Raw genomic sequence first — 26,745 nt, forward strand, 5'->3', positions numbered from 1 at the left:
GGAGGGGAGGTGCGGCATGGCTGAGATCGAGGTCGGAACGTTCGCTCGTGAAGCTGCAGTCGCGGTGGAGGCGGTCGGTCGACGGCTGATCGAGGCGGGCCTGGGCGGTGATGGCTCGCTGCTGACGCCCGGTGAAGCCGTTTGGACTCTTCCGCATCTGGATGAGCTCCAGAGGGACTACGTCGACAAGCCCGACATGGGAGGCGGCGGCTTCTTTGAGAAGCTGCAAGGTCAATTGGCTGGCGCGTCACCCGCTGTGGTTCAGCTGTACGCAGAGTTGCTGATCCTCAACGTGCTTCCGATCATTAACGTCGGCGGTCCGCTCAAAGTCAAGCAGGTGCAAAGCGTCCTAGACATGAGCAGCCAGCCGGTCACACTGCCCGCTGACGTCGCGGAAGCACTGCTCGGCGGGGGCGTGTTCCACGGGGGCCAGGCCTTCACCAGCTACCGGTGGGCGCAGATCGCTTACCTGATTCAGTTTGCGCGTCAATTCAAGTCCCTTCCCGAACAGCGGCGGATCGACGCGCTGGCCGACCCGCTGATCTTTCGCGAAGAGGTCACTGCGGTGCCGACAGGGCAGGGAGCGCAACGACAATCACTGCTGTACTTGGCTTTCCCACACTTCTTCCTGCCCGTCGTCAAGACCGAACACCGCACTGCGCTGCGCGACGCGTTCGTCGGTGACTACCTGGCCGACCCGTCCGGTGACGTCGATATCGACCTGGCACGCATCTATGCCGCCATCACTGAGGCCGAGGGCGGGCACGTCGACCTCTACGCCAAACCGTGGATTGACCTGTGGCAGAAGCCATCGTCACCAGCTCCCGAGCCGACGGATCAGGTGCAGCACGCATGGAAAGTTCACGGATCCAACGTCAAAGGCCAGGACATGGTGCCGACCTGGCGGGCGAAGCAGTCGGTGTCACTGGCAGCGAGCCTGCTGCGCCCAACCGATCCCGACGTGACCCGGGAAGAGCTAAAAGCATTCGTCGACGAGGACTATCGGTCCTCGGGTTACGCCGCTCGACAAGAGAAGTTCGACGAGTTCTACACCTTCCTCAAGCGTATGCACCCCGATGACCTGGTTGTGACGATCAGCCAAGGGGTGGTTCACTTCGGCACCGTCACCGGACCGGCCGAGTTCATCCCGAGCAGCGACGGTCGATCGAACCTGCGCCGGTCGGTCAAGTGGTTCGAGCACCCGTGCCCGTGGTCTGACATCCCCAGCGACATCGCGGCGCGGCTCAGCGCACAGGGCGAAGTGCTCGACCTGAGCCAGCATCTGAAAGAACTGCTGGCACTGGCCGAACGCCGACCACCCCGGCCCGGCCCGGCGGTGGTACACCTCCCCAACGCCACCCAAGAATTGGCCGACCACATCCATGTCGGGCTTGACTGGCTGCAGGACTGCGTCGAACTCCTGCGCGACCGCCGCCAGCTCATCTTCTACGGCCCACCAGGAACCGGAAAGACCTACATCGCACAGCAACTCGCCTGGCACGTCACCGACAAGGGCAATGTCAAACTGGTGCAGTTCCACCCCGCGTACTCCTACGAGGACTTCTTCGAGGGTTTCCGCCCTCAGAGCGGCGCGGCAGAGGGGCAGATCGGGTTCACGTTGAAGGCCGGGCCGCTGCGCTCTCTGGTCGACAAGGCCGCCGAGAATCCCGAAGCCGCATACGTCCTGATCATCGATGAGATCAACCGCGGCAACCTGCCGAAAATCTTCGGTGAGTTGTACTTCCTTCTGGAGTACCGCGACCAGGCAATCGACCTGATGTACTCCTCCGACAGTGCCGAGCCGTTCTCGCTGCCCAAGAACATCTTCGTGATCGGCACCATGAACACCGCGGACCGTTCCATCGCGCTGGTCGACACCGCACTGCGCCGACGCTTTGCCTTCCTTCCGCTGCATCCCTCGGAGCAGCCCACCCGCGGCATCCTGCGCAGCTGGCTGGCCGCCAAGGGGTACGACAACACGCTCGCCGACCTCCACGACGAACTCAACGCCCGGATTAGTGACACCGACTTCAAGATCGGACCGTCGTACTTCATGCGCGAGAGGATCGCGACCGACACGACCGGCAAGGCCATCGAACTCATGTGGCGCACCGACATTCTGCCGCTGCTCGAAGAACATCACTTCGGTGATCGCAACATCGACGTTCCCGGCCGGTACGGACTGCCGGCGTTGCGGACGAGCCTGGCCGCCAGGTCCGCCGTCGCGGTTGAAGACGAAGACATACCCGTCCCCGAACCCAGTGACGACGATGCCGCCACCGCTGGTCCTTACTGAGGGCGGCCCCGCCCAGGCCGTCGCCCTCACCGGCGCGGAGTGCCGCGCGCTGAACGATCTCGGCATCGCCACGGTAACCCCGACGTTCGACGAGGGCGTCTTCGATGTCGTCGCGGCACGCAAGGTGGGGGCCGTCGCCGTCGGCGAGCGCCAAGTAATCGTGCGCCCGAAGATCACCGACCTAAATCGGCTGCTCTTCCTGCTGGGCTACGCCCGTAACCCGCAGATTTGGCGCGACGACACGGTCCGGGTAGACCCTGCCAATGAACTGCTGCCAGCGCTCGCAGAAGCGTTCGCCCGGATCGCCAGCCGTGCCGTCGAACAGGGGTTGTTGCAGGGGTACCGGAACATCACCGATGCGCTGCCGGTGCTGCGCGGGCGAGTCCTGGCCGGGGAGCAGATGAGCCGGCACTACGGACTGCCGGTCCCGATCGCGGTCCAGTACGACGACTTCACCTTCGATATCGCCGAGAACCAGCTGCTGGCGATAGCGACGCTGCGGCTGTTGACCGTTCCCCGCATCGGCGCCCCCGCTCGCGGGTTCCTGCAACGGCTGCGCCGCACGCTGGCGGAGGTCTCGGTGCCGCCGCGGGGTGCGCCGACGCCGCGGTGGCAACCGAATCGTCTCAACGCCCGGTATCACGCCGCCCTGCGGCTGGCCGAGATCGTTCTGGCGGCCGAGTCCTTCGAGCACCGTCTCGGTGACGTGACGGTCACCGGATACATGTTCGACATGTGGAAGATCTTCGAAGACTTCGTCACCGTCGCGCTGTCGGAGTCCCTGAATCGCACCGGCTGGCAATGCCAATTGCAGGCACCGTTGCATTTGGACGAGCAACGCCGCATCGGCATGCAGCCCGACCTGCTGTGCCGCCACAGCGACGGGCAGGCCGCGGTTGTCGATGCCAAGTACAAAGCGGAGCGTCCCGAGGGCTTCCCGAATGCCGACCTCTACCAGATGCTGGCTTATTGCACCGTGCTCGGTCTGCGCGAAGGGCATCTAATCTACGCCAAGGGGAACGAGGAAGGCAAAGTTCACACCGTGCAGCGATCGGGTGTCACGGTCTTTTGTCGGGCGCTCGATCTAGGGTTAGACCCGGCCGGGCTGCTCTGGCAGGTGGATCAGTTGGCCGTTCGGGTAGCGAAACCCGGCGCACCCGCACTTGGGGAGGGGTAGAGGAGTGGCAGAGGGAACAGCATTCCGGCTCGACGCCGTGGACATCGCCGTCGAGTCGGGCTGGGATTTCGAACACACCGGTCGTATCGACGAGTTCAGCAAGGATGGCGTCACCATCACGGTTCAGTACTCGGCGGATGACGACATCACCGGCCTTACCCGGTCAGGCAAGCGGCCCGAGGAGGAGGTGTTCGGGGCTGATTCGGCGGGAAAGCATGAGCGGCTTCGGATTTGGTTGACGGGACGGGCGACTAGCGTCGCCAAGCCGGCAGCGCAGAACGACAAGATTTCCATCGAGTATGGACAGGAGCCTGGGGGCTGGACGCTTGACGAGTTCATTGAGGCTGTAGAAGATCCGAGCGACCGTGCCTTCCTGTCGAGACTTCTCGCGTTGGTGGACGCCAACAGCCGGCTTCCTCGGCTGGGGACGTGGAAACCTCTTGTTTTCGGAAGGCGCCCTCGTGGAGGAATGTTCGTCTATCCGTTCGGTCGTAGACATCCTCCGTTCAACCTCTCCGTGAAGAACGGCCAACTGAAGATCGCAGGTTGCTGGACCCGATTTTCGGAGGTGAAAGGACATCCAGGTTTCGCAGCCCTAGCGACAATGCTCGACCTCGATGAGAGCGGTCCCGCAACGGCTGTTCCCGTCGCCGGTCTCGATGCCGACGAAGTTTGGCGGGTCGGTGAAACGGTCTCGCAAGCCATCAACTCATGAGCCAGAACGGAACGAAACGCCGTATGCGCGCCGAGAAGCATTACTGTGATCGTCAGCGGCGACGTCTCTAGGCTGAATCAGTGTCGGAACTGAATCCTGGGATCTACGAGGCACTCGTCACGGAGACGCTGCGCGCCCGGCTCGTATCGCTCGACAGTTTATTCCGCCCGGCGCGACCCTTACACAAGGCCGAAGCTGCTGATCGAATCGCCCTGCATCTCAGCCGCCAGATTGAGCAGTCCCTCGCAGCAGTAAGCGAGGATTCGCGAGTCCGGGTCGGCATTGAAGTGGCACAAGCCCTGATCGCACGGCTTGCCGAGTTTGTCAACGTCGACACATCCGACACACCCACCGAACCGGGCGAGGTACTGCACGCGATCCTTGAGCCGCGGCCCGATGGGACGCCGCGCCCGATCACAGAACCTCTGATCCCGCTCCTCGACACCACCCTCCTCACCAATGCCCCGGGCGAGCCGGGCCTGCTAAACCAACTCGATGCCGAAATCGATTCCGCCGACGCGATCGACGTCGTCATGGCTTTCATTCGCCGGAGCGGAATCAACCCGCTTCTCGGGTCACTGCGCCGGCACTGCGAACGCGGCAGACCGCTGCGCGTCCTCACCACCACGTACACCGGATCAACCGAACGCGCCGCGCTCGACCAACTCAGCGGTCTCGGCGCCGACGTCCAAATCTCCTACGACCTCAGTACCACTCGCTTGCACGCTAAGTCCTGGATCTTCCACCGCCGCTCGGGCTTCTCCACCGCGTACGTCGGCTCATCAAACCTCACTCTCTCGGCGCAGGTTACCGGACTGGAGTGGAACATCCGCGCCTCCTCAGCTCGAAACCCCGACATCCTCGCCAAGTTTGAGGCGGTGTTCGAAAGCTACTGGCAAGGAAGCGACTTCGTCCCCTACGACCCGAACGAGTTCGACGCGGAGCTACAACGGGCCGGCCGGATCGACACCGGACCCACCGTCATCCTTAGCCCCGTGGAACTTCGTCTCGAGCCATTCCAGGAACGCCTGCTCGAGCAGATCGAGCTGTCCCGCGACCGCGGCCACCACCGCAATCTGCTTGTCGCCGCCACCGGCACCGGCAAGACCGTTATGGCTGCCGTTGACTATGCCCGGCTGCGTGCAGAACTGCCACGCTCCCGGTTGCTGTTTGTGGCCCATCGCAACGAGATCCTCGATCAAAGCCTTGCGACCTTCCGCTATGCGCTACGCGATGCATCGTTTGGCGAGAAGTGGATCGGAGGTTCACGCCCGCATCATTTCGAGCATGTCTTTGCTTCGGTGCAGAGTCTCAACGCCGCGAATCTCGGTGACCTTCCGCCGGATCATTTCGATGTCGTCATCGTCGACGAGTTCCACCACGCAGCGGCGTCCTCCTACCGCAAACTCCTCGACCACCTGAAGCCCGTGGAGCTGCTCGGCCTCACCGCCACACCGGAACGTAGTGACGATCTTTCAATACTGCACTGGTTCGATGACCGCATCGCTGCGGAACTGCGGTTATGGGATGCCATTGACCAACAGCGCCTTTCGCCATTCATGTACTTCGGTATCCATGATGGGCTTGATCTCACCCAAATTCCGTGGCGCCGAGGCCACGGTTATGACCTCGAAGCCCTGAGCGGCCTCTATACGAGCACCGACGCCTGGGCCCGCACCGTCCTCCAAGAGGTGCTTCGCCTATCCGACGATCACAGCACCATGCGCGGCTTGGGATTCTGCGTCAGCATCGACCACGCGAAGTTCATGGCGAAACACTTCAACAAGGCCGGCGTGCCCGCTGTTGCGGTATGGGGTGACAGCCCGCCGGCTGACCGGAGGGCGGCACTACAGGACCTCGCCGCCGGCAAGATCCGTGTCGTCTTCTCAGTTGACCTCTTCAACGAGGGTGTCGATGTGCCCACTGTGGACACCGTGCTGATGCTGCGCCCAACCGAAAGCCCCACCCTGTTTCTTCAACAACTCGGCAGAGGTTTGCGGCGCGCGAAGGGCAAGACATTCTGCACCGTCCTGGACTTCGTTGGCACACATCGCCGCGAGTTCCGCTTTGACCGGCGCTACCGCGCGCTCATTGGCGGAACCCGCCGCGATATTGAACGCGCTGTGCGGCAGGGCTTCCCGTTCCTGCCGGCGGGGTGCTATATGCACCTCGACGCCAAGGCATCTGAGATAGTGCTACGCAGTCTGCGTGAGGCGATTCCCACGCGGTGGCCAGCCCGCGTCGAAGAACTGCGAATCATCCACGCAAAGTATCCCGATGTCACACTGTCGAAGTACCTCGCTGAGTCCGGACTCGACCTGCCGGATGTCTATGACGGCTCGCGTGGTTGGTCGGACTTGTGCGCGGCGGCTGGGGTGCCGACCCAAGAGGCGGGGGTGCACGAGAAACCGTTGCGCAGGGCGCTCGGACGCCTATTGCATATCGACGATGATGAACGCATCGCCACATATCGACGGCTCCTCGAATCACCCACCCCGGTCGACGTTTCCGGATTGTCCGAGCGGGAGCGACGCCTCGTGAGGATGCTGGTCGCCAGCACCGTTGACCAGGTGCTGACGAAGGAAGCTTCGTTGCAGGACGGTGTCGATCTGTTGTGGGCGCACCCGCAGGTGCGCGCCGAGCTAGTCGAGCTGCTGCTCGAACTCGACGACCGGGTGGACCACCGCCATGGCGCACTCGACCGTCACCCCGGCGTGCCACTTCAAGTGCATGCCCGCTACACGCGTATCGAGATCCTGGCTGCATTCGGCATCGGGAAGGGGGCCACGGTGCCGTCGTGGCGGGAGGGCGTCTATGAGGCGAAGACCGCTAACGCCGAGCTGTTCGCCTTTACTCTCGATAAGAGTAGTGGCGCCTTCTCGCCGACCTGAACCGTCCCGGGTTTGATGCCGGCTTCATGTTTGAGACATCGCCGGCTGGGATGCCCGGAGTTGAGCGTAGTAGGCGGTCTCGTATTCGGCGGGTGGGACGTAGTCCAAGACGCTGTGCAGGCGGCGGTTGTTGTACCAGTCGACCCATTCCATCGTCGGGTACTCGACGTCGTCGAGGTTTCGCAAAGGCCCGGGCCGAAACGGGCTACCCGCCCCGATCGCTTCGGTCTTGAACAACCCGATGGTGGTCTCGGCCAATGCATTGTCGTAGGCATCCCCGACACTGCCGATGGAGGCTGCAATCCCTTCCAGGACAAGGGTTTCGGCGAACGCGATCGAGGTGTACTGGGATCCGGCGTCGCTGTGATGGATCAATCCTTGACCGACGGTGTGGCCGTGATGGTCACGGCGCCACAGTGCCATCTTCAGCGCGGTGGTGACCATCGCGGTGTCTTTGGTCTTGGATACCTGCCAGCCGACGATGGCCCGCGAGAAACAGTCGATCACCAATGCCACGTAGACGAACCCCGACCAGGTCGGCACGTAGGTGAAGTCGGTGACCCACTTGCGGTTGGGGGCGGTGGCGGTGAAGTCGCGGTCGAGCAGGTCCGTCGCCCGGGCCGCTCCCTTGTCCGGGATCGTGGTGCGATGCCGCCGGCCTCGCGTGATTCCGGACAGTCCCTCGTCGCGCATCAGCCGGTCCACCGTGCAGGCGGCCACCTGATGGCCTTCTCGTCGCAGGTGAGCGGTCATCTTGCGCCGCCCGTACATGCCCTCGGGGCTGCCGACGGTGCTCAGCAGTGCGTCGGTCAGGTGTGCATCGGTGATGGTGCGCGCCGAGGGCTGAGCGGTCTTCCAGTTGCGGTAGGTCCGTGGGGCGACCTGCAGACCCTGCTCACGCAGGATCGTGCAGATCGACTCGACCCGGTAGCCGGCCGTCCGCATCTGGTCGATGAATCCGCAGATCAGCGGTTGCGCGGGTCGAGCTCCCGCGCGAAGAAAATGGAGGCAGCTTTCAGAATCTCGTTGGCCTCTTTGAGATCCCGGTTCTCCCGCTCGAGCTCGCGGATGCGCTGCTGCTCGGCAGTTGTGACACCGGGCCGCTGCTCAGCATCGACCTGGGCCTGCAACACCCACCGGCGAAGCGATTCCTTGCCGACGCCGACCTTCGGGCCGATCGCCGCGCACGCGGCATACACGGACCGGTATTCACCGAGGTGATCGAGCACCATCCTCACCGCACGCTCACGCTGCTCGACCGGGTAATGCTTGGCCATACTCGCCATCCTTCTCACAGAAGGAAGCGGCATCAAACCCGGGACGATTCAGCACAACAAGAAGCCGACCGCGGTCTTGAACTAGAGTCCTGATGGCTTCCAGTTGCCCATCACGAAAGTGTGCAGCCGGGCCCAGCCCGCGGCGCAGCACCGCGACTGCTTCGTCGTCAATCGATGAATCCACGAAATGATCCCCCTGCGAGAAGTCAATCAGTATCAGTGTAGGTAGGGATCGAGGCGCCCCGCCTCTCTGTGTCGTCGCTGGATACCCGCCATCGCGGAAGGCGAGCAACGTTGCGTACATTTCAGGGTCTACCAGTTCCGCGATTTGCCGGCCAACTTTCCGAGCACGTCCCTGCGACTACACCCATCCCGGCGGAAAGCTGATGTCCAGCCGCTCCCGTTGCCGGTACCCCAACCACGTCGGCACACCAGCAGGCTGGCCTCTATAGATCCCACGCGCCGCCGCCACGACGCGCTCATGCTGGGTCGGCCATTGCAGCGCAGACGCGATCTCCTCCAACAGCATTCGGTCACGCTGCAGCACGCGGTCAACTAGACCGACCGCTGGGAGCGCACCGCCCTTGTCACCGTTACATCGAGCGCAGGCCAGCACCAGATTCGACAGTCCGTCGATGCCCACCAGCGACCAGGGCAGGACGTGGTCGACGGGGTTGTTGGCCGGCAGGCGGGCACTGCAGTAGAAGCAGCGTGGTCCGAATGCCTCCTTGAGCGGCTCGCGCACTGAAGACAGAGCTGTCCGCTCGCGGCCGAACAGATGTCCGGCGACGTCGGGGACCTCCGCATCGAGGAACTTGTTCATTCGGCGGACGTCCTCGACCCACATGATCTCGAGGGCCGGCTTCAACAGGCCGGCCAAACGCGCGAGCCCGGCGGCGACTCCCGGTCTGAGTTCAATCGCGTCCCCGTGCGCGAGCAGTGCCGAACGTGACACATGGTCGTGGAGGAACGAGTCGTCGTAGAGGAACGGGTCGCTACCCGTCGCGCCGGGCAGCCTCTGCAGCCGATGCAGCGGCTGCTGAGCCAGGCACAAGACGATCGCGTCGATCGCCGTCTGGTAGTCGGCCGGCACGCGCATACGCGCGATCTCCACCGACCCGGCTCGGTCCGCTGCGGCGCGCAACCGGCTGGTGGCAAGGAGTATCCGTGCGCGCGGTTGCGTCGACTGGCGAAGCTCGTGCCCGTCGAACGGCCGCACCTGGCGCCAGTAGGTCTCCAACACGCGATGCGCCAGCTCCGGCAGCGGTACGTGAAGAGTGTCGGCGGGGCTCTCGGGCAGGTTCTCGATGCAGTGCTCGATCAGGGCCATCAGTGTGGCCAGCTTGTACGTTGCCGTCCGCAGGCCCGTCTCCAGGATCGCGACCACCCGCTGGCCGAGCAGCAGCGGGTCCACCGTCTCAGAGGTCACCGGCCCGACCTCGTTGTCACTTCACCCAGGTACAAACGCACCATCGCATTATGACGAGCAGGGGGGACAACATGGGCAAACTCGTCCGTGACAAGATTCCCGACCTCATCCGGGCGTCAGGCCGTACCCCGCAGGTTTCCACCCTGTCACCGAGCGCCTATCGCGAAGCCCTGATGGACAAGCTCCAAGAGGAGGCATCCGAGCTCCAAGCTGCGCAAACGCGGGAGGCGGTCGTCGAGGAGGCTGCCGACGTTCTGGAGGTCCTCGCCGCGATCGCCGCCGAACACGGCGTGACGCTCGATACCATCGGCGAAGTCGCACGAATCAAGCGGGAAAAGCGGGGAGGCTTTGCCATGCGGCTGTGGCTCGATTCCGTCGATCCAGCATTGGGGGAGCTGTGACGACGTCGCATACGGACGACCAATCCGGTGGGACGGCTCCGGACGCCCGGCTGAAGGACTATGTCCTGGCGCGCGCAGACGAGGACACCGACCTCAGCGAGGAGGCCCGGCTGGTCGTTCTGGCGGCTATGGAGGGGGCCGACGACCTGGCCGAGGTCCTTGGCGACGAAATCACGCGGTCCGAACTCGTCACAGCGCTGACTACGCCGGGCAACACCGCCGCCGAGCCGGTGGGTGCTTACCTCACCTCGATCAGCGTCGCCGGATTCCGCGGGATAGGTCCCCAGACGACGCTGCCTCTCCGGCCGGGACCAGGCTTGACGGTCGTCGCCGGACGGAACGGGTCGGGCAAGTCGACACTGGCCGAGGGGCTGGAGCTCGCCCTGACCGGCACCAATTCCCGATGGAGGAACAAGCCCGCGATCTGGTCGCAGGATTGGCGCAACCTCCACGCCGGCGATACGGCGAAGATCCGCGTCGGTCTGGCCGAGGAGGGCGCCGGCACCACGGTCATCGGCGTCGACTGGTCTGCCGGTGACGTAGCCGTGGACGAGTGCACCAGGTGGGTGCAGCGCACCGGTAAGAAGCAGGAGCCTATTGCCACGTTGGGCTGGGAAACCGCCCTTGAGATGTACCGCCCCCTGCTGAGCTATGACGAGCTCAGCGGGATTCTTGAAGGCACCCCCAGCGCGTTCTACGACCAGCTCTACAAGCTACTGGGGCTCGAACAACTCAACGAGGCGATCACCCGCCTCGACGGTGAGGTCAAACAGCTGCGGCAACCTGCGTACGAGGCCCGTAAAGCGCGCGACGCGCTGAGGCCGAAGCTGGAGTCCCTCGATGATCCGCGTGCTGCCACGGCCCTGTCGCAGCTCAAGAAGACCAAACCCGACCTCGACGCCGTGCGGCCCCTGATCACCGACGGCACGAACAACGCTGTCCCGCAGGCGTGGGTGCGCGCCGAGCGCCTGAGCACGCCAGAGTCCGGGGACATGAGACTCAGGTGCGAGGCGCTGCGCTCCGCCGCCGAGAGCGAGCGCCAGGAGATGCAGCGGTCGGATGCCCTCGCCGCTGAGCGGGCCAAGCTGTTGGAGATGGGGCTCGACTTCCATAAGCACTTCGGTGACCAGAAATGCCCGGTGTGCGGGTCCGGGACACTCGACGACACCTGGGCGGTCGCGGCGCGCGCCGCACTCGAGCAGGAGCAGGAAGCAGCGCGATCGCTGACCGCCGCGCGGGCGGCTACCGCGCAGGCCCGCTCGGCGGTACTCGCCGCGCTGCGCGACGTCGCCGCCCCACCCCCGGCCGACCCGGACCTGACGACACTCGCAGACGCCCGCGCTGCATACGACGCATTCGTGAAGGTGCCTGCTGACGGTGAGGCTGGTCTCGCCGAGCATATATCGGACAGTCTCGGTCCCCTGCAAGACGCGTATGCCCATCTCCGCGCCGAGGCTGCCCAACTGATCCAGGAACGTGCCGACGCTTGGGGAGCGGTCGCCGTGGAGTTGGCCGAGTGGGTCGGGAGGGCCGAAAAGGCAGCCGAGGCGGCGCCTAAATTGAAGATGGCTGACGAGGCGATCAAGTGGCTCCATCGGAATGCCGGGGAGTTGCGCAATGAACGCATCGCCCCGCTGGCGGGGGAGGCCAAACGCATCTGGGGTGCGCTGCGGCAGGAGAGCAACGTCGATCTGGGCGAGATCCGGCTAGAAGGTCAAAACACCTCCCGCCGAGTGGTTCTCAAAGCCGAAGTCGACGGCTCCGATACCGACGCGTTCGGCGTGATGAGTCAGGGCGAGTTGCAGGCGCTGTCTCTGGCGATCTTCATCCCGCGCGCGACCTCGCCATCGAGTCCCTTCAGATTCCTGGTCCTCGACGACCCTATCCAAGCCATGGATCCGTCGAAGATCGATGGCTTCCTCGAGGTCCTGGTCCGTCTTGCTGAGACCCGGCAGGTGATCGTCTTCACCCACGACGACCGGTTGCCTTCCGCCACTCGCTCCACCCGGGCGCCGGCGCACATCATCGAGATTGTTCGAGGGCCGAACTCCGTGGTCTCCGTTGTTGAATCGACCCGTCCTGCCGACCGACTGCTGGATGACGCCTACGCCATCGCCGTCGATGACGCGGTTCCGGCCGACGTCAAGAAAAAGGCGGTCCCGATGCTGTGCCGTGAGGCGCTGGAAGTCGTTGCCTGGGACGTATTTTCGGCACGACATTTTTCCACCGGGCACTCACGTGCTGATACCGAACAGGTGTGGGACGCGGCGACCACGACGCGTCAGCGCGTTGGCTTGGCGGTGGATCCGTCCAACGAGTCGGCGATCGACAGGTGGTTGTCCGGCGGTTCGGCCCGGCGCGCGACGATGACCGCTGTGACCAAAGGCGCACACCGCGGCGTAGACGACTATCTGGACGTCGTCAGGTGTGCCCGCCTGGCGACCGCGGACCTTGCGAAGCTGACGTCGTGACCGGGCGTCTCTCCTTGCTCGACCACGCTGACCGATTGCTGGACGGTGCCTACGGTTTGGAGGCACGGGGGCCGCGGATAGCGGCGCTGCTGGCGCGTTCTGTGCTCGAGGAGTGGCTGGACGAACAGAATGCATCCTGGTCGGAAGAAGCATCGGGGTACCCCACCACACGGTCCAAACTCATAGCGCTGGAAACGCTTCGCGGCCGACAGCTGGCGGACCGCGCTAAACGCGTATGGCACGGGCTGAGTCGCGCCGTGCATCGGCATGCCTACGAGCTGCAGCCCTCCGTTGCGGAGGTGAGGTACCTGATCGGCGCGGTGCGGGACCTCGAATCGCGAACGAATCCTCAAGCGGATGGCGAACCGGAGCCGTGCATTTGCTAGCACCTCACACATTCTCTGGCGAGATGTGTACGACTTGAGGCAGGCTTTGTTCGTGGGACTGCACACTTGGTGGCTCGACGATCCAGCGCAGCGTTACTGGATGGAGATTACTCATCGCCCAGACGAAGACATCGGTACCAATCTCTGGTGTCCTGTGAGAGACGTTTGGTCCGATCAACTTGCTTCTTGGGTTCGGCCTGGTGATCAGGTGTTGCATTGGAAGGCGTGGGAAGCCGACCGCGAGCCATCCCTCGTCGGTTGGTCGAAGGCCATGCAGGAGCCAAGAGTAATCGCCGACGACCACGACTACTACGACGACGGCGACTATTATGACGATGACTCTGATTCGTCGCCTGATACTTGGTTCGTAGTCCTCGACGGTCTGAGACGTTTCCGTAGACCAGTTTCTTCATCGTCGTTGTTGGCTGAAATTGATCAGTTGATGGACGTGAAAGCGGCGCTCGAAGATGCCTACGGAAAACCGATTTACTTTCCGTTCATTCGTTATAGGCGAAGGGAACTCCGTGCCCAGCAGGGATACCTGACCAAGTTTCCCGCTGAGCTGTTCGAGGTCATTCCTGGAATCCGCAGCGCTAGTAGATAGAGCGGGTAAATGAAGCCAGCTCTGCTCCGCCGGATGATCGCGGAGAGGCGCATTTCTGAACTAACAGGCGGCTCAGCGAGCACGCGGTGAACCCGCATTGGTTCCTGCAGTGCACAAGATGCGTCAGACTCTCCTCGACCTGAGCGACGCGTGTCAGCCCGCCGGATAACTGAATCGATTTTAAGTCGACTGCCTAGCCTTTTCGAAGACCGACTACCGGAGCAAAGCGGTCCAGTGCCTCTCTGAAAGCCGCGTTCGGCCGAGCACGCGGAAGAACCCGCAGTATCGCGTCGATTGCTTCATCCGCGCCCACCCCTCGAAGGCGCGCCCCGTACAGTGCCGCGACCGATGGTGTCCGGCTTTGGGCTTCGACGCAGTGCAGCAGTCCAGATGCGGGTTCTCGTCGGCTCCGTCGCGGTCGATCAGCCGCACCTCGACGTGGGGAACACCGCGGGGGACATCGTCGTCACCGATCCGGCACAGCGACACCACCGCGTCGACGTCGCCAGGCAGATCCCGCAGCGCACCGACCCCACCCAGCAGTACCCCGTCGTCGTAAGGATGTCGTGCGAGCGCATCGATGCGGTAGCCGCGGTAGCTGGGATCGAACCGCTCCGGCCGACCCCCGCGCGCAATCGCACCGGCCAGCTTCACCAGTCCGCGCGCAGTACCCCCGGGCCAGCCGTGCAAGAGCGTGCGCCACTCCAGCGGAACTGCTGACGCTCCGTGGACGGCACCGAGCAGGCCGCCGGCGATCGCCGCGACCGTGTCGGTGTCGAACCCCGCCCGCACCGCGGAATCAAGAGCCAAGCGCAGGTGGTCGGCCCGGAACACGCCGCTAGCCGGATCATCGGTGGGGACGGGTGTCGTCACGATCGCCGACCAGGCCGCCTGCAGCGCCGCCACCACCCAGCCGTTGTTCGGAAAGTCGACCGGCCTCGACCGCTCGGCGACATCCAATCGCGCCGACCACAGCTCGCGACGCTGAGAGTCCAGATGCCGCAGGCCGACTCGCACATCGAGCTCGCCCGTGAGCACGCTGTGACGAATAGCGCTGCACCACAACACACAGGCGTCGCCAGCATCGGGGTCGAAGTGCGTCAGCTCGCTGATCGCGCGAGCAGCCTCCACCATGGCATCCGCATCGTCGAGGTAGGCCAGAGCGACAGGCGCGGTACGCATCAGCGATCCGTTGCCCGCCGTGCGTCCGGTCCGCCGGTGCAGGTCCTCGGACATGGCTCGTGCGCGCTTCGCCGTGATCGTCGTGCCGATCGCCGCTGTCCGCAGTACCGAACTCGTTTGAATACCGATGTCCTTGGTGTCGCGCGACCACTGCAGCCACCTGCTGACGATGTCGTCCTGGGCGGCTTCGTCGCGCAGGTCCGCACCCGTCGCTGCGACCTCCGCGATGGCGACCGCCATCGCAGTGTCGTCGGTCCACTCGCCCGGCTGCCACACGCCACCCCCGACCATCGCGACGTCGAGCTCGGGCCCGCGCGGCGGCTGGAACTCGTACGGGGCCCCTAGCGCGTCCCCTGCTGCCGTCGTCAGCAGCACCCCTTCGATTCGATCCTTTTGTGCTGTCATCCCGACCCCCTCTCGAAAACAATTAGAGCAGATATGCGCTAAATATGTCAAGGTAGGCTGATCCACCATGGACAAGGCGGGTTACCGGGACAGCAGCGGGCGGTCGCTCGACGACTATCCGCGGCCATCGGTCGCCGTGGACACCGCCGTGTTCACCCTCGACGAGGACGAAGGTCTCCTCGTTCTGCAGGTCCGCCGCGCGGCGGGCAGGGGCTGGGCGCTACCCGGCACCTTTCTGCACGAAGGCGAGACCCTGGCCGACGCCGTCGACCGGTCTCTGAGGGTGAAAGCCAATGTCAGCGGCCTGCATCCGCGCCAGCTCCACGTCTTCGACGACCCATCCCGCGACGACCGCGGCTGGGTCCTGTCCGTGGCACACCTCGACGTCGTCCGGCCCGACCTCTTGCAGTCGCGCATTCCGGACACCACGCGCCTCGTGCCGGTGCACTCCCCGGGCCGGCTCATCTACGACCACGCCGACATCATCGCCCGCGCGGTCGATCACCTCCGTGTCCAATACACCGACAAGCCAGACCCTTACGGGCTGCTCGGTGACCACTTCACCATCCGCGAGTTGAGGTTCGCGCATGAACAGGTCGCCGGGCGGCCTCTGCAGCGGGACTGGTTTCGCCGCGTCATGGAACCCCAACTGATCGCGACGGGCACCATCGCCAGTCGAGGACGCGGCCGTCCTGCCGAACTGTTCCGACGCCCCGCCGATTGATCACTCGCGGCTGGCCAGGCGAGCGAAAGCGTCGCGCGATGCATCCCGGCCTGGCGGGTGCACTTTCTGCCACTCGCGCAGCGGAACATCGGCCAGCGGATCGAAACTGGCGGCCAGTCGCTGATATTCGTACCGCCGCCACTCACGCAGGCGATCGTCGCCGCGCCTGAACTCTTTGAGGCGCTCAACTTGCTCTGCCTTGACTTCAGCGTTGGCATTGAGCCGGACGCCGATCCCATTCGCCAGACTGTGCCGCTCGAGCTTCAAGGGCGGAAGATCGCGCATAGTGAGGCGAACGGAGTTGCAGTCGGTGCAGGCCAGATGAGCCCACCGCGCTCGGCCACCGGCGGTCCCGCGGAAGCAGATGATGCACAGGTCGTAGTCGCGGGAGACATCGGCCCACTTGCGGTCCCACTTCACCGGGAAGTCCTCGCAGCGGCACGACTGCCACAGCATTGGACTCGCCGATACCGCGCGGTGCACTGGCCCGCGAATGCCGCCGCACGGAATGTGCACCGACAGTTCGAGAAGACGTTGGCGCAGCGCGGCATCGGTTGCACTGAATGAGTGTTCGGTCATCGTCTCGCCGTCCTGGCGACGCCACCGTCGGGCGTCCACCGCTTGCACGCTCGCACCGCGTGCCCGCTCTTCCCCTGGGGCACCGTGCGGTGGTATCGCGCGGTTGCCGGGACGGCGGACCAGGTACCCGAACAGCCGTCCGCTCGTGAGCTGCCACCAGAATAGACGATCGCGCGGACATGTCGGTAGGCCTTGCTACCGTGCAGTTGTCGGCCCGGTGCGAACGTGGGAGCCGCTTCGCCCCACGGTTTGAGGTCGGACATCCCGGCGCCGCACAGCCGATGTCCCACGCAAGAAGCCACGCCTTTGAACGAGGCCAACGACGAAGGGGGACAGATGAGGGCACACCTCGACACCGTGGGCTACGACGTCATCGGCGACGTCCACGGTTGCGCCGACGCGCTGTACGAGCTGCTTGACGCCATGGGCTACCAGCCGACCGGGCGGGGCGGTGCGTACGCGCACCCGGCCCGGACGGCGATCTTCGTCGGCGACCTGATTGACACCGGAGAACAACAGCGGCAAGTCCTCGAGACCGTCAAGGCGATGGTCGACAGTGGCAGCGCGCACATGGTGTTGGGTAACCACGAATTCAATGCGATGGCTTATGCCGCCGAGTGGCCGGCGGGCTCCGGGAGATACCTGCGCCCGCACGACGACCCGACCAACGAATGGTCGGCGAAGAATGAGCGCCAGCACGCGGCGTTCATCGAGCAGCTCAGTACCAGGGAACGAAGCAGCTATCTGAACTGGTTCTGGACGCTTCCGCTGTGGCTCGACCTTGGCGGACTCCGCGTAGTGCACGCCTGCTGGCACGAGGACTCGATCACCTATCTGCAGGGGGAGCTTGGCGGTAGCCGTTTCACCTCGATCGAGCAGCTGGCGCGCGCCTCCGCGCCGGACGCTCCCGCGTACCGAGCGGTAGAGACGCTCCTCAAGGGCCCCGAGATCAGCCTGACCGACCATGGCCTGGCGCCGTATCACGACAGAAGCAAGGACCCACGGGACAAGGCTCGGGTGCAATGGTGGGTCGAAACCGCCAGGACCTTAAGAGAACTGGCTGCGATGACCTCAAAGTTCACCACCGCAGACGGTAACGCGTATCCCGCGCTACCCGACATCGAGGTGTCGGCTGAGCACCGCTCGTATGTGTACACCGACACCGTGCCGGTGATCTACGGCCACTACTGGCGGCAGGGCGCACCGGAACGTCACGAGGACTGGACCGACTACACAGCGTGTGTCGATTTCAGCGCGGTCAGGGGTGGGGCGCTGACCGCCTATCGCTGGTCGGGGGAGGACCGCATCCGACCGGAGAACTACTTCGTCGCCGGACAATCTTCCTAGACCGCCCGCGAACTCTGGACGGGCGGGATGTCGGCGGGGTTGATAACCATCGATCGTGACTGACGGGGGGAGGTAGTTGTGGGCATCACCGGTGCCGGGCGCGGGCCCGGAGTTCGTGACCACCTTTCTTCAGCGACTTGGTGATGTCCACATCAGCGGGCGGCAGCGGGCGAGGCGTACCGCGCTCGGAGCGTCGCAACGGCACGATCGCGGCATGCCCTTGGGATTAGCTCAGCTTCGGCGGTGCCGTTTCATGTGCGAGGTCGCTCCCGCCCAGAAAATGACCCTCTTGCATTTTGGGCACTGCCAGTTGGGGTGTTTCACGTCAGCCACCTGCAGCCTCACTTCGCAACGTGGTCATGAGATAGGGGGCGGTTCAACATTCATACACCCCCGCCGTTGGTCCGGCCGAGCCATGTTGAAGACGCTGCCCGCACTGCCCACTGACGACTCCGCGGGGACCACGAGTAGGTACCAGCGAGGCTTCCACTCCGCACGGCCATCGAAGCGCTCCAAAGCCTTTCGCACCAATTCAGCCTGGTGATTCCACCTTACTAGGGGCTCACCGCCGTCGATATGGATGTGGACGAGGTCGTGGTCGTCGACCGTCGCCGTGGCGGGGATGACCTTGGACGGCTTTCGCATCGAATGGTTGAAGTGGATCCAGTGCACCCGATGGCCCGGCACATACAGTTCGCAGTGCTTGGCCGTGCCGGAAAGGTCCCAGACATGCTCTTTCATCGAAACTCCCACAGCCGGTGCCTCCGGGCTGGAGGCGCTCTTGCCGACAACCGATCGGTGTCCGCCGCTTCGTCATCCGAGCCACCCACGAGCGTGGGGTTGGCGTGCCGTCCAGTCGGAGCTTGCCGACGGCAACTCATGAAGCAGCTTTGATTGTAGCTGCGTAGCTTCGACGCTGCAGCTAGCTCTGATCCCATACTTCAACCAGCAGCCGCTCGTGGCTGTTGCATTGAGCGATCGTCTCGCGGTTGAGATACACATTCCGGACGCCGGGCTCGTTCAACGGGCTGTCCGGCGGTACCGGATCACCGATCAGTGGCAGCACGTCTTCGGCGTACACGCTGAAGGTGGAGGGGTAGCCTCCTTTTGCCAGCTGGACGCCCTTGCGGTTCTTGATGAGTGCGAGAACCCAGTCCACCCCGCTGATGCCAGCATCCCAGCGCGCGAGGATCTTGTCTTTCGACATCGACGGACCCCACGAGTCGCGGTGCACCGTCACTGACCATCCGAGCATGTTGAACCTCCTCACTTAGCGTGCCGTTACGACCCACCTCGTTATCAGTCGCCGGGCGAAGCCAGGGCGCGCTACAGAGAGTCGCCCAAGAGACTCCGGGGTGTGAGTGTCTGGTTGCGACAACATCTGGTTCCGCTGTTCAATTGGCATATTGCCGCCCCATGCCAACGGTGCACCCAGGAGGGCCGGACTTGCCGGCAAGCCGGGGATAGTCAGGGCCATTCGGCGATCCGCGCGGCATTGAACCTGGCGAGTAGACCGCTTACGACAAGACCGTATTCGGTTGGCTCCCAGTCGTCATCCAGGTTGTTGGCCAATTCATCACCGAGGGCGTTCACGATCGCTTCGGCGTCGGACTGCGACACCGCGCTCGTGTGCCGAAGGCGGTGGGCGAGCTCAGGGTTGCGTCGGGCGACGACCTCATTGAGTAGTTCGGACTCAGCATTGGCGAGAAAGCCGAAACCGCTATCCACCAGGTCCTCCTGTTCCGCCGGTGTTGTTGGCCCAGCCGGTGATTACTTTGCCTTGTTCGTTGACCACGGCGGTCGCATTGTCCCCGGTGTATCTGTAGCTGATCCTGCCTCGATCGTCCACAAGGCGCTCGACATCTTGGACAGGACGGTTGAAGGCGTCTTCTAGAGCTTGTTTGTTGACACCGATCCCACCATCCCGTCCGGCCATCTGTTCCTCGGCATGTTTGGTGTAGCCGTTGATCTGTTTCGGAGCTGAGTCGGGAATCTCGACTTTGGGCACCGCAGGCTTGTCTTCCGGCTTGTTCTTCCGCCCCAGATTCTTGATGCGCTGCAGATTCTGCCGCACACCGGCGAGGTCGTGAACGCTCTTGACACCCCTGCTGACATTCTTCGAAATCTTCCACGCCCCGACGGCTTGAGCGATGATGCGGGCGAACTTGGTGACCGAATGTGCCGCCTTGGCGGTCGCCGCAACCGCTCCGGCGCCGAACGACACGAACGACGCGGCGACACCTATTGCTGCGGTGGTGGCCAATTCGACCGCGAGGTCTTCGAGGATGCTCTCCAGGGATGCCCGCAGGTCATCAAGTGCCGCTTGGTAATCCCGGCAGGACCGGGCCAGCTCGGCGCACCCGTCCAGTATCACGGAGGTCGCGCTGCGTAACTCCTCCAGGTCGCGCACGAGGTACTCGACCTCCGGAGATCTGGTGTCGGCAAACGCGCGGGCGGCGACGCCGAGCCCTTCGGCGATAGTCGTCGTCTGGTACACCGTGGCCAGGCGGTCCCAGGCATCGGCGGCCGTGGACACCTTGTCGGTATCGCCGTCCGGCACCGGGACACCGACTTGCTGCATCAGGCCGACATTGTCGAGCAACCCGGTGCCCGGGCCGCCGGCTGAGGGCGGAGCCGCCAGAACTCCGGCCGAGCTGACCGGCTCCGGCGGTTTCACCGGTGGCGCAGCTCCCCGGTCTGGTGTTGCGTTGTGTTCGGCGACGGCATGGTTGTAGCCGGCCTGGATCACCACACCGCCGTAGTTCTCCATCGCCTGCGTCAGGTCGTTGACCGCAGAAAGGATTTCGGCGACGCGCTGGTCATACGATGCGGCCCAGGCGGTACCGGTGTCATCGGTTCCCGCCATCGCCGCGGTCTCACCGAGGATCGCGACGTTGACGCTGAACGCGTCATAGAGCGCGCCCGCCTTGCTGAACAGGCCCTCCCCGACCGCGTAGAACGTGTCGGGATCGACGTCTTGGACCGTCATCGCAGCATGTCGAGATTCAGCTGCGCCGCATCGGTGTAGTTGTGGTGCGCATGATGCGCGGCCGATCGCAGTTGTGCGAGCGCGTCACCCATCTGCGCGGCAGCGGCCATCCATTCGGAATGCCGAGCCTGATGGGCTTCGGCGCCGCCCCCGGACCACGTGGTGTGTAAGGCGTCGACCTGGCCGTTGACACGTGCGGCGACCTCCTCCGCGCGCTGTTCGAACGCCTGCAGGCGGTCGACGAACGCCAGCAGCTCATCCAGCTCGACGCGGTAACGCATCACAATCCCAAGGGTGTTGCCGCAGAGTCGATGGACTCCGCGGACCTGCTGTCCTGACCGGCATAGTGCGCCGCGGCCGTGGCGACCTTGCGTGACAGATCCTCCAGCGAGTTCACCAGAGTGGTTGCACCGTCGAACCATTGCGCCCACCACGGCGCATAGGCCGACGATGCGGCTCCGGTCCAGCCGCGTGACAGGTTGTCCCAGTCCCGTTGCAGGCCGGTGAGTTGCTCGTGCAGTTCGACGGCCTCATTGCCCAGTGAACGGGAAGTGGCGAACGCGACGTCCGGATCTACTCTCAGGTGGTCCATGGCTTCCTCGGCGGCGGTATGTCCTCGTCGAGCCTAAAGGCGCACAAGAGGGGGTCGCGGCACCAATTTCGGGACCAGTCCCCGCCGGACACCGTGGCCACCGGACACGCGTGAGACTGCGTCCAGGGTTGACCTTTCTCGAACTTTGCCGCCGTGAGCGCAGTCTCACGCGTGCCGATTCACCCGCCCAGATTTCGCGACGAAGACCCTCGTAATTTGCCTGTTGGATGCGTATATGTGCACCCAGGGCCGGAATCGCGCACCGCAGCCTGTCGTAGCACGCCGTTGCTGCAGCTTGACAGGCGCTGCCATCATTGAGGGTTGCGCGGCGGGCACGTAATTGTCGCGACTATCATTTTTTGCTATGTCCTCAGAGCCGGTGAACCTCGGCTTCACCGCGGACCGGCCGGAGATCCCTGTGGACCTGGCTCGCACCCTGCTGGGCGTGCTGCGGCAACGCCTCGGACTCGACACCGCGTGGCTGTCCTCGTTTCACGACGGTATGCAGGTCATCGAGGTCCTCGACGGCGACGCCGACGCGCTGGACGTCTCCGCGGGCAAGCGCTCCCAGCTGTCGGAGTCCTACTGCGTACGCGTCATCGACGGACGGCTGCCGGCGGTCATTCCCGACACCTCGGCCAACCAGATCACCGCGGCACTGCCGGTCACCCGCGAGTCGGGCATCGGGGCCTACCTCGGCGTGCCGGTGCTCGGCGCCGGCGGAACCATGGTCGGGATGGTCTGTGTGGTCAGCCAGGACGCCAAGCCCTACCTGACCGACGACGATCTGCGCATCGTCAAACAGGTCGCTGACCTGATCGGAACTCTGATCGACTCGCCCGCGCGAGCCGCCGACCCCACCGTCGAGCAACGCAAAGCCATCCGACGAGTGGTCGCCGAGGAAGATTTCGAAGTGGTCTTTCAGGCCATCCACGACGCCGGCACTGGGAAGGTTGTCGGGGTCGAGGCACTCTCCCGCTTCCCGTGCGAACCGTTCCAGCCGGACGCCTTCTTCCGCCAGGCCGCACTGCTGGGTCTGGACGTCGAGTTGGAGACCGCGATCGTGCGCCGAGTGCTGTCGCTGATCCCGCAGTTGCCCGAGGACGTCTTCGTCGCGATGAACATCTCGCCGACCGCAGCGCTGGCCATGCCGTGGCCTGAGCTGCTCGCCGGGGTCGACGCATCGCGCATCGTCCTGGAGATCACCGAGCACGACGCCGTGCCCAACTACGCCGCGCTCGAGGAGGTCCTGCAGCCGTGCCGGGCCAAGGGCATGCGGCTGGCCGTCGACGACGTCGGGGCCGGCTTCGCGTCGTTCTCGCACGTCCTGGAACTCGCGCCCGAGCTGGTCAAGATCGACCAGTCCATCACCCGCCACATCGACGCCGACGACGCCCGACGCCGGCTCGCCCAGGCCATCGCCGAGTTTGCTGGGCAGATCGGTGCGACGGTGATCGCCGAGGGCGTGGAGACCCAAGGTGAACTCGACGCCGTCGCGGCCGCCGGCATCACCCAGGCGCAAGGCTTCTACCTGGGCCGCCCGCAACCGTACGATCATGGTTTCCCGACCGCACCCGCCGCCGTCGCGCCCGAGCACTTGCCCACACCGGCTGATCTGTTGGGGGAGCGGCCTTTTGAGCTGGCTTTGGCGTACTCACCGATCGGCATGGCGGTCGTCGGATTGGACGGGACGTTCCTGCGCACCAACCGGGCCTTGCGCTCCATGCTCGGCTACAACCGACCGACGTTGGCAGGCATGACCTTTCAGCAGATCACCCATCCCGACGACCTGGATTCCGACTTGGCGCTGGTCGCCGAATGCCTGGAAGGGCGCCGGCGCTCCTACCGCATGGACAAGCGCTACCTGGCCGCCGACGGACGCGTCGTGTGGTGCGCGTTGACCGCCGTTCTGGTGCACGCACCGCGCGACCGTCCACTGTGCTTCGTCTCCCAGATCGTCGACGTGACTGCCGACCGGATGCGTGAGGCCGAACTGGCCCGTCAAGCGGCCACCGATCCATTGACCAGGATCGCCAACCGCTCAGCCGGATGGAGCCGCCTGGAGCAACTCGACGCCGACAACGCGGGTTACGGCGTGTTGTTCTGCGACATCGAAAGATTCAAGTCCGTCAACGACCAGTGCGGCCACCACGCCGGTGATCAATTGCTCGTCGAAGTGGCCACCCGACTGCTGGCCGCCGTCAACGACGATGACCTGGTCGTGCGGTGGGGTGGGGACGAATTTCTCGTCATCACCGAGACAACGGACGACGCCGCTCTGACGCTGCTGGCCGGCCGGATCACAGCGCAGTTCGACCGTGCGCCCATCGCACTACCGGACGGAACCGATATGCGGGTGGCGTTGACAATCGGATTCGCCGCGCACCGGCCGGGTGACGGTCGTGGCATCGACGACGTGCTCGACTGCGCTGACCAGCACATGTACCAACAGCGACGCACACGCGACGGGACGACCTGGTACCCGAACGTCGACATCGATGCGCCGACTTTGCCGAATTAACCGCGCAGAGTGATTGCCCGCCCGTCCGGTGGGTACGCATACTGGCGATCATGGATGTCTACAGCTTGGCTTTCGAATGGACAGAGACGAACCGACACTGGCTCATCGAGGTGCCCATTCGCATCGTTGCCTACATCCTGGTCGTCCTGATCGCGCGTTATGTACTACACCGGATGATCGACCGCGCCGCCACCGGCAGAACCCGCAAGGACCGCGACAAGGGCGGTGAGCAGAGCAAGCGGCCGCCGCTGCTGCGGCACCTGCGCGATCGCGCCCCGTCCTCGGCCAGCGGCGCCGAGACCGCCGAACGCCGCCAGCAGCGCGCTCAGACCATCGCCTCGGTGCTCAAGTCCACGGTGTCGATCGTGCTGCTGGTCTGGGTGGTGCTGGGCGTACTCAACGTCCTCGGCGTCAACATCGCCCCGTTCATCGCCTCGGCCGGCGTCGTCGGCCTGGCCATCGGCTTCGGCGCCCAGAACCTGGTCCGCGATTTCGTCACCGGCGTGTTCATGCTGCTCGAAGACCAGTACGGCGTCGGCGACATCGTCGACCTCGGCGAAGCGGTCGGTGAGGTCGAGAGCGTCGGGCTACGGGTAACCACGGTTCGCGACATCGACGGCACGCTTTGGTACGTCCGCAACGGTGAGATCGCCCGCGTCGGCAACATGAGCCAGGACTACGCGGTGGCCCGCGTCGAGGTGCCGGTCGCGCTGTCCACCGACATGGCCCGGGCCGAGGAGGTCGCCGTGGCAGCCGCCGAAGAAGCCCTGGCCGACCCCGCACTCGCCGCCAAGGTGCTGGGCAAACCCGAGATGCTCGGTGTGCAGGAACTACGGCCTGACCAGGTCACGCTGCGGATGACCGTCAAGACCAAGCCCAGCGCGCAGTGGTCGGTGCAGCGCCGGCTGCGCCGCGAGATCCTCAAGGCCTACGACGAGAACGGCATCGAGCTGCCCTACCCACCCGGCCGCATCCCCACGCTGGTCGGCGGGATCGGCGAGTAGCCGAGGTCCCACCTGAGCGTCGGTCCGGCTGGCTACGATCACCCCTGATAAAGGGGGGTATCGCCAGTGAGCATCACCGTCGCCGAGACACCGCGGCTGGCCAACGGCGCCGAACGCCGGGTGTGGCAAGCGCTGATCGACCAGCTCGAACCGGGGGACCTGGTCATCCCCGGCAAGCGGGTGACCGACCACCTCAAAGACCACGAGGTCGACTTCTTCGTCGCGATCGAGGGAGCGGGCATCGTCTGCGTCGAGGTCAAGGGCGGTGAGGTGTGGCACGACGGCCACACCTGGCGGCAGAAGCGCCGCGGCCGCGAGGCCGAGATCGACCCCGTCCGTCAGGCCCGCGAAGCGTGCTACGCGCTGCGCAGCTTCATCGAGAGCGACCCCGCCTGGACGCAGGGCCGGCTGCGCTGGGACCACGTCGTGGTGCTGCCCAACGTCGATCTGGCCGAGGACTTCGCGCTGCCCGACTGCCCGCGCTGGAAAGTCATCGACCGCACCGAGTTGGCCGACATCGCCGCCAAGCTGCGCCACATCCTGCACAGCCAGGAACTCGACCGCCCGTACCTGACCCGCGACGGCATCGCCCAGCTCGGTGAGGCGCTGAGCGGTCGCGGCCTGCCGCAGCGCTCCGTGGTGGCACGCGCGTTGGAGAACGAGGACGCCGCCGACATCCTCACCGAGCACCAGTCGGTGATCCTCGACGCGATCCGGCTGCTGCACCGGGTGGAGATCCGCGGCGGTGCCGGCAGCGGCAAGACCTTCCTGGCCATGGAGCAGGCCCGGCGGCTGGCCCGCAACGGCAAGCGGGTGGCGCTGGTCTGCTACTCACACGGCCTGGCGTCGTATCTGGAACGCATCACCGATGCGTGGAACCGCCGCCAGCGCCCGGCCTACGTCGGCGAGTTCCACGACCTGGGCAAGACCTGGGGCGCCCCCGAGGGCCCCGACGAAGCGCTGCGCACCGAGCAGACCGTGCAGTTCTGGGAACACGACCTGCCCGCCCAGATGACCGAGCTGGCAGCGCAATTGGAGACCGGGCACCGCTTCGACGCGATCGTCGTCGACGAGGCGCAGGACTTCGCCGACGCGTGGTGGGATCCGCTGCTGGCGGCCTTGAAAGACGAAGAGACCAGCGCGCTGTACGTGTTCACCGACGAAGGCCAGCGGGTGTTCAACCGCTACGGTTCACCGCCGGTGCCGCTGGTCCCGCTGGTGCTCGACCACAACCTGCGCAACACCCGCCAGATCGCCAACGCGTTCCAACCACTGGTCGACCACCCGATGCGGTTCCTCGGCGGCGAGGGCCCGGCCGTCAAGTACGTGGCGTGCTCAGCGGCCGAGGCGATGGAGGCCGGCGACGACGAGGTCGAGGCGCTGCTCGAGCAGGGCTGGCGGCCCGAGGACGTCGCGCTGCTGACCACCGGAACCCGCCACCCCGAGCAGCGGGAACGCCAAACCGGTGGAAGCGCCGCCTACTGGGACAGCTTCTGGGACGCCGAGCAGGTGTTCTACGGCCACGTGCTCGGGTTCAAGGGGCTGGAGCGGCGCGCGGTGGTGCTGGTGGTCAACGAGGCCTCGGCGTTCGACCGTTCCCGCGAACGCCTCTACGTCGGGCTGTCGCGGGCGCGCGATCAACTGGTGGTGTGCGGGGACCCGGACTTCATCCGTGCCGTCGGCGGACCCGACCTGGCGCGCCGGCTGAACATCGACAGTTAGCCATTGAGTCTGCGGTCGCGGTGGGGTCTGGCG

The 26,745-nt window shown here is 64.9% G+C and carries 22 protein-coding genes and 2 riboswitches; of the genes, 12 read left to right on the plus strand and 10 right to left on the minus strand.

All coding sequences use genetic code 11. The features are described 5' to 3' along the window. Nucleotides 1-16 precede the first annotated feature (16 nt). The 4 genes from KXD98_RS03670 to KXD98_RS03685 all read left to right on the plus strand — a co-directional run bounded on the left by KXD98_RS03670 (nucleotide 17) and on the right by KXD98_RS03685 (nucleotide 7,079). Nucleotides 17-2,296, plus strand: a complete 2,280-nt coding sequence (locus KXD98_RS03670; protein WP_260761926.1) for an McrB family protein — start codon at nucleotides 17-19, stop codon at nucleotides 2,294-2,296. After that, nucleotides 2,271-3,473 carry an McrC family protein gene (locus tag KXD98_RS03675; RefSeq protein ID WP_260761927.1) on the plus strand — a complete coding sequence of 401 codons (1,203 nt, stop codon included), beginning with the start codon at nucleotides 2,271-2,273 and terminating at the stop codon, nucleotides 3,471-3,473. The genes KXD98_RS03670 and KXD98_RS03675 overlap by 26 nt, the downstream gene beginning before the upstream one ends. A gap of 4 nt (nucleotides 3,474-3,477) precedes the next feature. Beyond that, a complete protein-coding gene (locus KXD98_RS03680; RefSeq protein WP_260761928.1) occupies nucleotides 3,478-4,188 on the plus strand; it encodes a hypothetical protein in 711 nt (236 codons plus the stop codon). An 80-nt stretch (nucleotides 4,189-4,268) separates the two neighbouring features. Then, the gene (locus KXD98_RS03685) at nucleotides 4,269-7,079 is read left to right on the plus strand and encodes a DEAD/DEAH box helicase family protein (RefSeq protein ID WP_260761929.1); all 2,811 of its coding nucleotides are present in this window, start codon (nucleotides 4,269-4,271) and stop codon (nucleotides 7,077-7,079) included. Between the two features lie 24 nt (nucleotides 7,080-7,103). On the opposite strand, the gene KXD98_RS03690 is transcribed toward KXD98_RS03685, so the two are convergent. Both KXD98_RS03690 and KXD98_RS03695 read right to left on the minus strand, forming a co-directional pair. Continuing rightward, nucleotides 7,104-8,356 (minus strand): IS3 family transposase gene (locus tag KXD98_RS03690; RefSeq protein WP_260760098.1). Its coding sequence is split into 2 segments (ribosomal slippage): nucleotides 7,104-8,083 and nucleotides 8,083-8,356, totalling 1,254 coding nucleotides; the frame shifts between segments, so codons are not numbered across the junction. Nucleotides 8,357-8,717: 361 nt separating this feature from the next. Next, nucleotides 8,718-9,785 carry an HNH endonuclease gene (locus KXD98_RS03695; protein ID WP_260761930.1) on the minus strand — a complete coding sequence of 356 codons (1,068 nt, stop codon included), beginning with the start codon at nucleotides 9,783-9,785 and terminating at the stop codon, nucleotides 8,718-8,720. 71 nt (nucleotides 9,786-9,856) lie between these two features. Here KXD98_RS03695 and KXD98_RS03700 point away from each other — a divergent pair, with 71 nt between their 5' ends. The 3 genes from KXD98_RS03700 to KXD98_RS03710 all read left to right on the plus strand — a co-directional run bounded on the left by KXD98_RS03700 (nucleotide 9,857) and on the right by KXD98_RS03710 (nucleotide 13,647). Continuing rightward, entirely contained in the window at nucleotides 9,857-10,186 is a 330-nt protein-coding gene (locus tag KXD98_RS03700; RefSeq protein WP_260761931.1) for a nucleoside triphosphate pyrophosphohydrolase, read from the plus strand. Continuing rightward, nucleotides 10,183-12,657 (plus strand): AAA family ATPase, encoded by a 2,475-nt coding sequence (locus tag KXD98_RS03705; RefSeq protein WP_260761932.1) that lies wholly within the window; start codon nucleotides 10,183-10,185, stop codon nucleotides 12,655-12,657. The genes KXD98_RS03700 and KXD98_RS03705 overlap by 4 nt, the downstream gene beginning before the upstream one ends. 438 nt (nucleotides 12,658-13,095) lie before the next feature. Then, entirely contained in the window at nucleotides 13,096-13,647 is a 552-nt protein-coding gene (locus tag KXD98_RS03710) for an EVE domain-containing protein (protein WP_260761933.1), read from the plus strand. Nucleotides 13,648-13,860: 213 nt separating this feature from the next. Here the strand turns inward: KXD98_RS03710 and KXD98_RS03715 are convergent, their stop codons facing one another. Beyond that, nucleotides 13,861-15,234, minus strand: a complete 1,374-nt coding sequence (locus KXD98_RS03715; protein WP_313901265.1) for an ADP-ribosylglycohydrolase family protein — start codon at nucleotides 15,232-15,234, stop codon at nucleotides 13,861-13,863. Nucleotides 15,235-15,301: 67 nt separating this feature from the next. Here KXD98_RS03715 and KXD98_RS03720 point away from each other — a divergent pair, with 67 nt between their 5' ends. Then, nucleotides 15,302-15,958: an NrtR DNA-binding winged helix domain-containing protein gene (locus KXD98_RS03720; protein ID WP_260761934.1), complete on the plus strand. Its 657-nt coding sequence runs from the start codon at nucleotides 15,302-15,304 to the stop codon at nucleotides 15,956-15,958. Here KXD98_RS03720 and KXD98_RS03725 read toward each other — a convergent pair whose 3' ends face one another. Next, nucleotides 15,959-16,585 (minus strand): hypothetical protein, encoded by a 627-nt coding sequence (locus tag KXD98_RS03725; protein ID WP_260761935.1) that lies wholly within the window; start codon nucleotides 16,583-16,585, stop codon nucleotides 15,959-15,961. Continuing rightward, nucleotides 16,571-16,688, minus strand: a riboswitch (SAM riboswitch). It overlaps the preceding gene by 15 nt. A gap of 185 nt (nucleotides 16,689-16,873) precedes the next feature. Between KXD98_RS03725 and KXD98_RS03730 the strand changes: the two genes are divergently transcribed. Next, complete coding sequence (locus KXD98_RS03730; protein ID WP_260761936.1) at nucleotides 16,874-17,884, plus strand: metallophosphoesterase; 1,011 nt, start codon at nucleotides 16,874-16,876, stop codon at nucleotides 17,882-17,884. 357 nt (nucleotides 17,885-18,241) lie between these two features. On the opposite strand, the gene KXD98_RS03735 is transcribed toward KXD98_RS03730, so the two are convergent. From KXD98_RS03735 to KXD98_RS03760, 6 genes are all read right to left on the minus strand, one after another. Next, nucleotides 18,242-18,625, minus strand: a complete 384-nt coding sequence (locus KXD98_RS03735; RefSeq protein WP_260761937.1) for a hypothetical protein — start codon at nucleotides 18,623-18,625, stop codon at nucleotides 18,242-18,244. A gap of 31 nt (nucleotides 18,626-18,656) precedes the next feature. Further along, nucleotides 18,657-18,769: riboswitch (SAM riboswitch) on the minus strand. Between the two features lie 37 nt (nucleotides 18,770-18,806). Further along, complete coding sequence (locus KXD98_RS03740) at nucleotides 18,807-19,091, minus strand: hypothetical protein (protein WP_260761938.1); 285 nt, start codon at nucleotides 19,089-19,091, stop codon at nucleotides 18,807-18,809. A 260-nt stretch (nucleotides 19,092-19,351) separates the two neighbouring features. Then, nucleotides 19,352-19,612, minus strand: coding sequence for a hypothetical protein (locus KXD98_RS03745; protein ID WP_260761939.1), 261 nt, complete (start codon nucleotides 19,610-19,612; stop codon nucleotides 19,352-19,354). Then, complete coding sequence (locus KXD98_RS03750; RefSeq protein ID WP_260761940.1) at nucleotides 19,605-20,873, minus strand: hypothetical protein; 1,269 nt, start codon at nucleotides 20,871-20,873, stop codon at nucleotides 19,605-19,607. The genes KXD98_RS03745 and KXD98_RS03750 overlap by 8 nt, the downstream gene beginning before the upstream one ends. Beyond that, entirely contained in the window at nucleotides 20,870-21,154 is a 285-nt protein-coding gene (locus tag KXD98_RS03755; RefSeq protein WP_260764966.1) for a WXG100 family type VII secretion target, read from the minus strand. The genes KXD98_RS03750 and KXD98_RS03755 overlap by 4 nt, the downstream gene beginning before the upstream one ends. Further along, nucleotides 21,154-21,465 carry a WXG100 family type VII secretion target gene (locus KXD98_RS03760; RefSeq protein WP_260761941.1) on the minus strand — a complete coding sequence of 104 codons (312 nt, stop codon included), beginning with the start codon at nucleotides 21,463-21,465 and terminating at the stop codon, nucleotides 21,154-21,156. Before KXD98_RS03760 ends, KXD98_RS03755 begins: the two co-directional genes overlap by 1 nt. Nucleotides 21,466-21,829: 364 nt before the next feature. On the opposite strand from KXD98_RS03760, the gene KXD98_RS03765 reads away from it, so the two are divergent. The 3 genes from KXD98_RS03765 to KXD98_RS03775 all read left to right on the plus strand — a co-directional run bounded on the left by KXD98_RS03765 (nucleotide 21,830) and on the right by KXD98_RS03775 (nucleotide 26,712). Next, entirely contained in the window at nucleotides 21,830-23,986 is a 2,157-nt protein-coding gene (locus tag KXD98_RS03765) for an EAL domain-containing protein (protein ID WP_260761942.1), read from the plus strand. 50 nt (nucleotides 23,987-24,036) lie between these two features. Then, a complete protein-coding gene (locus tag KXD98_RS03770; RefSeq protein WP_260761944.1) occupies nucleotides 24,037-24,990 on the plus strand; it encodes a mechanosensitive ion channel family protein in 954 nt (317 codons plus the stop codon). Nucleotides 24,991-25,056: 66 nt separating this feature from the next. Next, nucleotides 25,057-26,712, plus strand: a complete 1,656-nt coding sequence (locus tag KXD98_RS03775; RefSeq protein WP_260761945.1) for an NERD domain-containing protein — start codon at nucleotides 25,057-25,059, stop codon at nucleotides 26,710-26,712. Nucleotides 26,713-26,745 lie beyond the last annotated feature (33 nt).

This window comes from Mycobacterium sp. SMC-4, assembly GCF_025263265.1.
In the GTDB taxonomy this organism is placed as follows: Bacteria; Actinomycetota; Actinomycetes; order Mycobacteriales; family Mycobacteriaceae; genus Mycobacterium.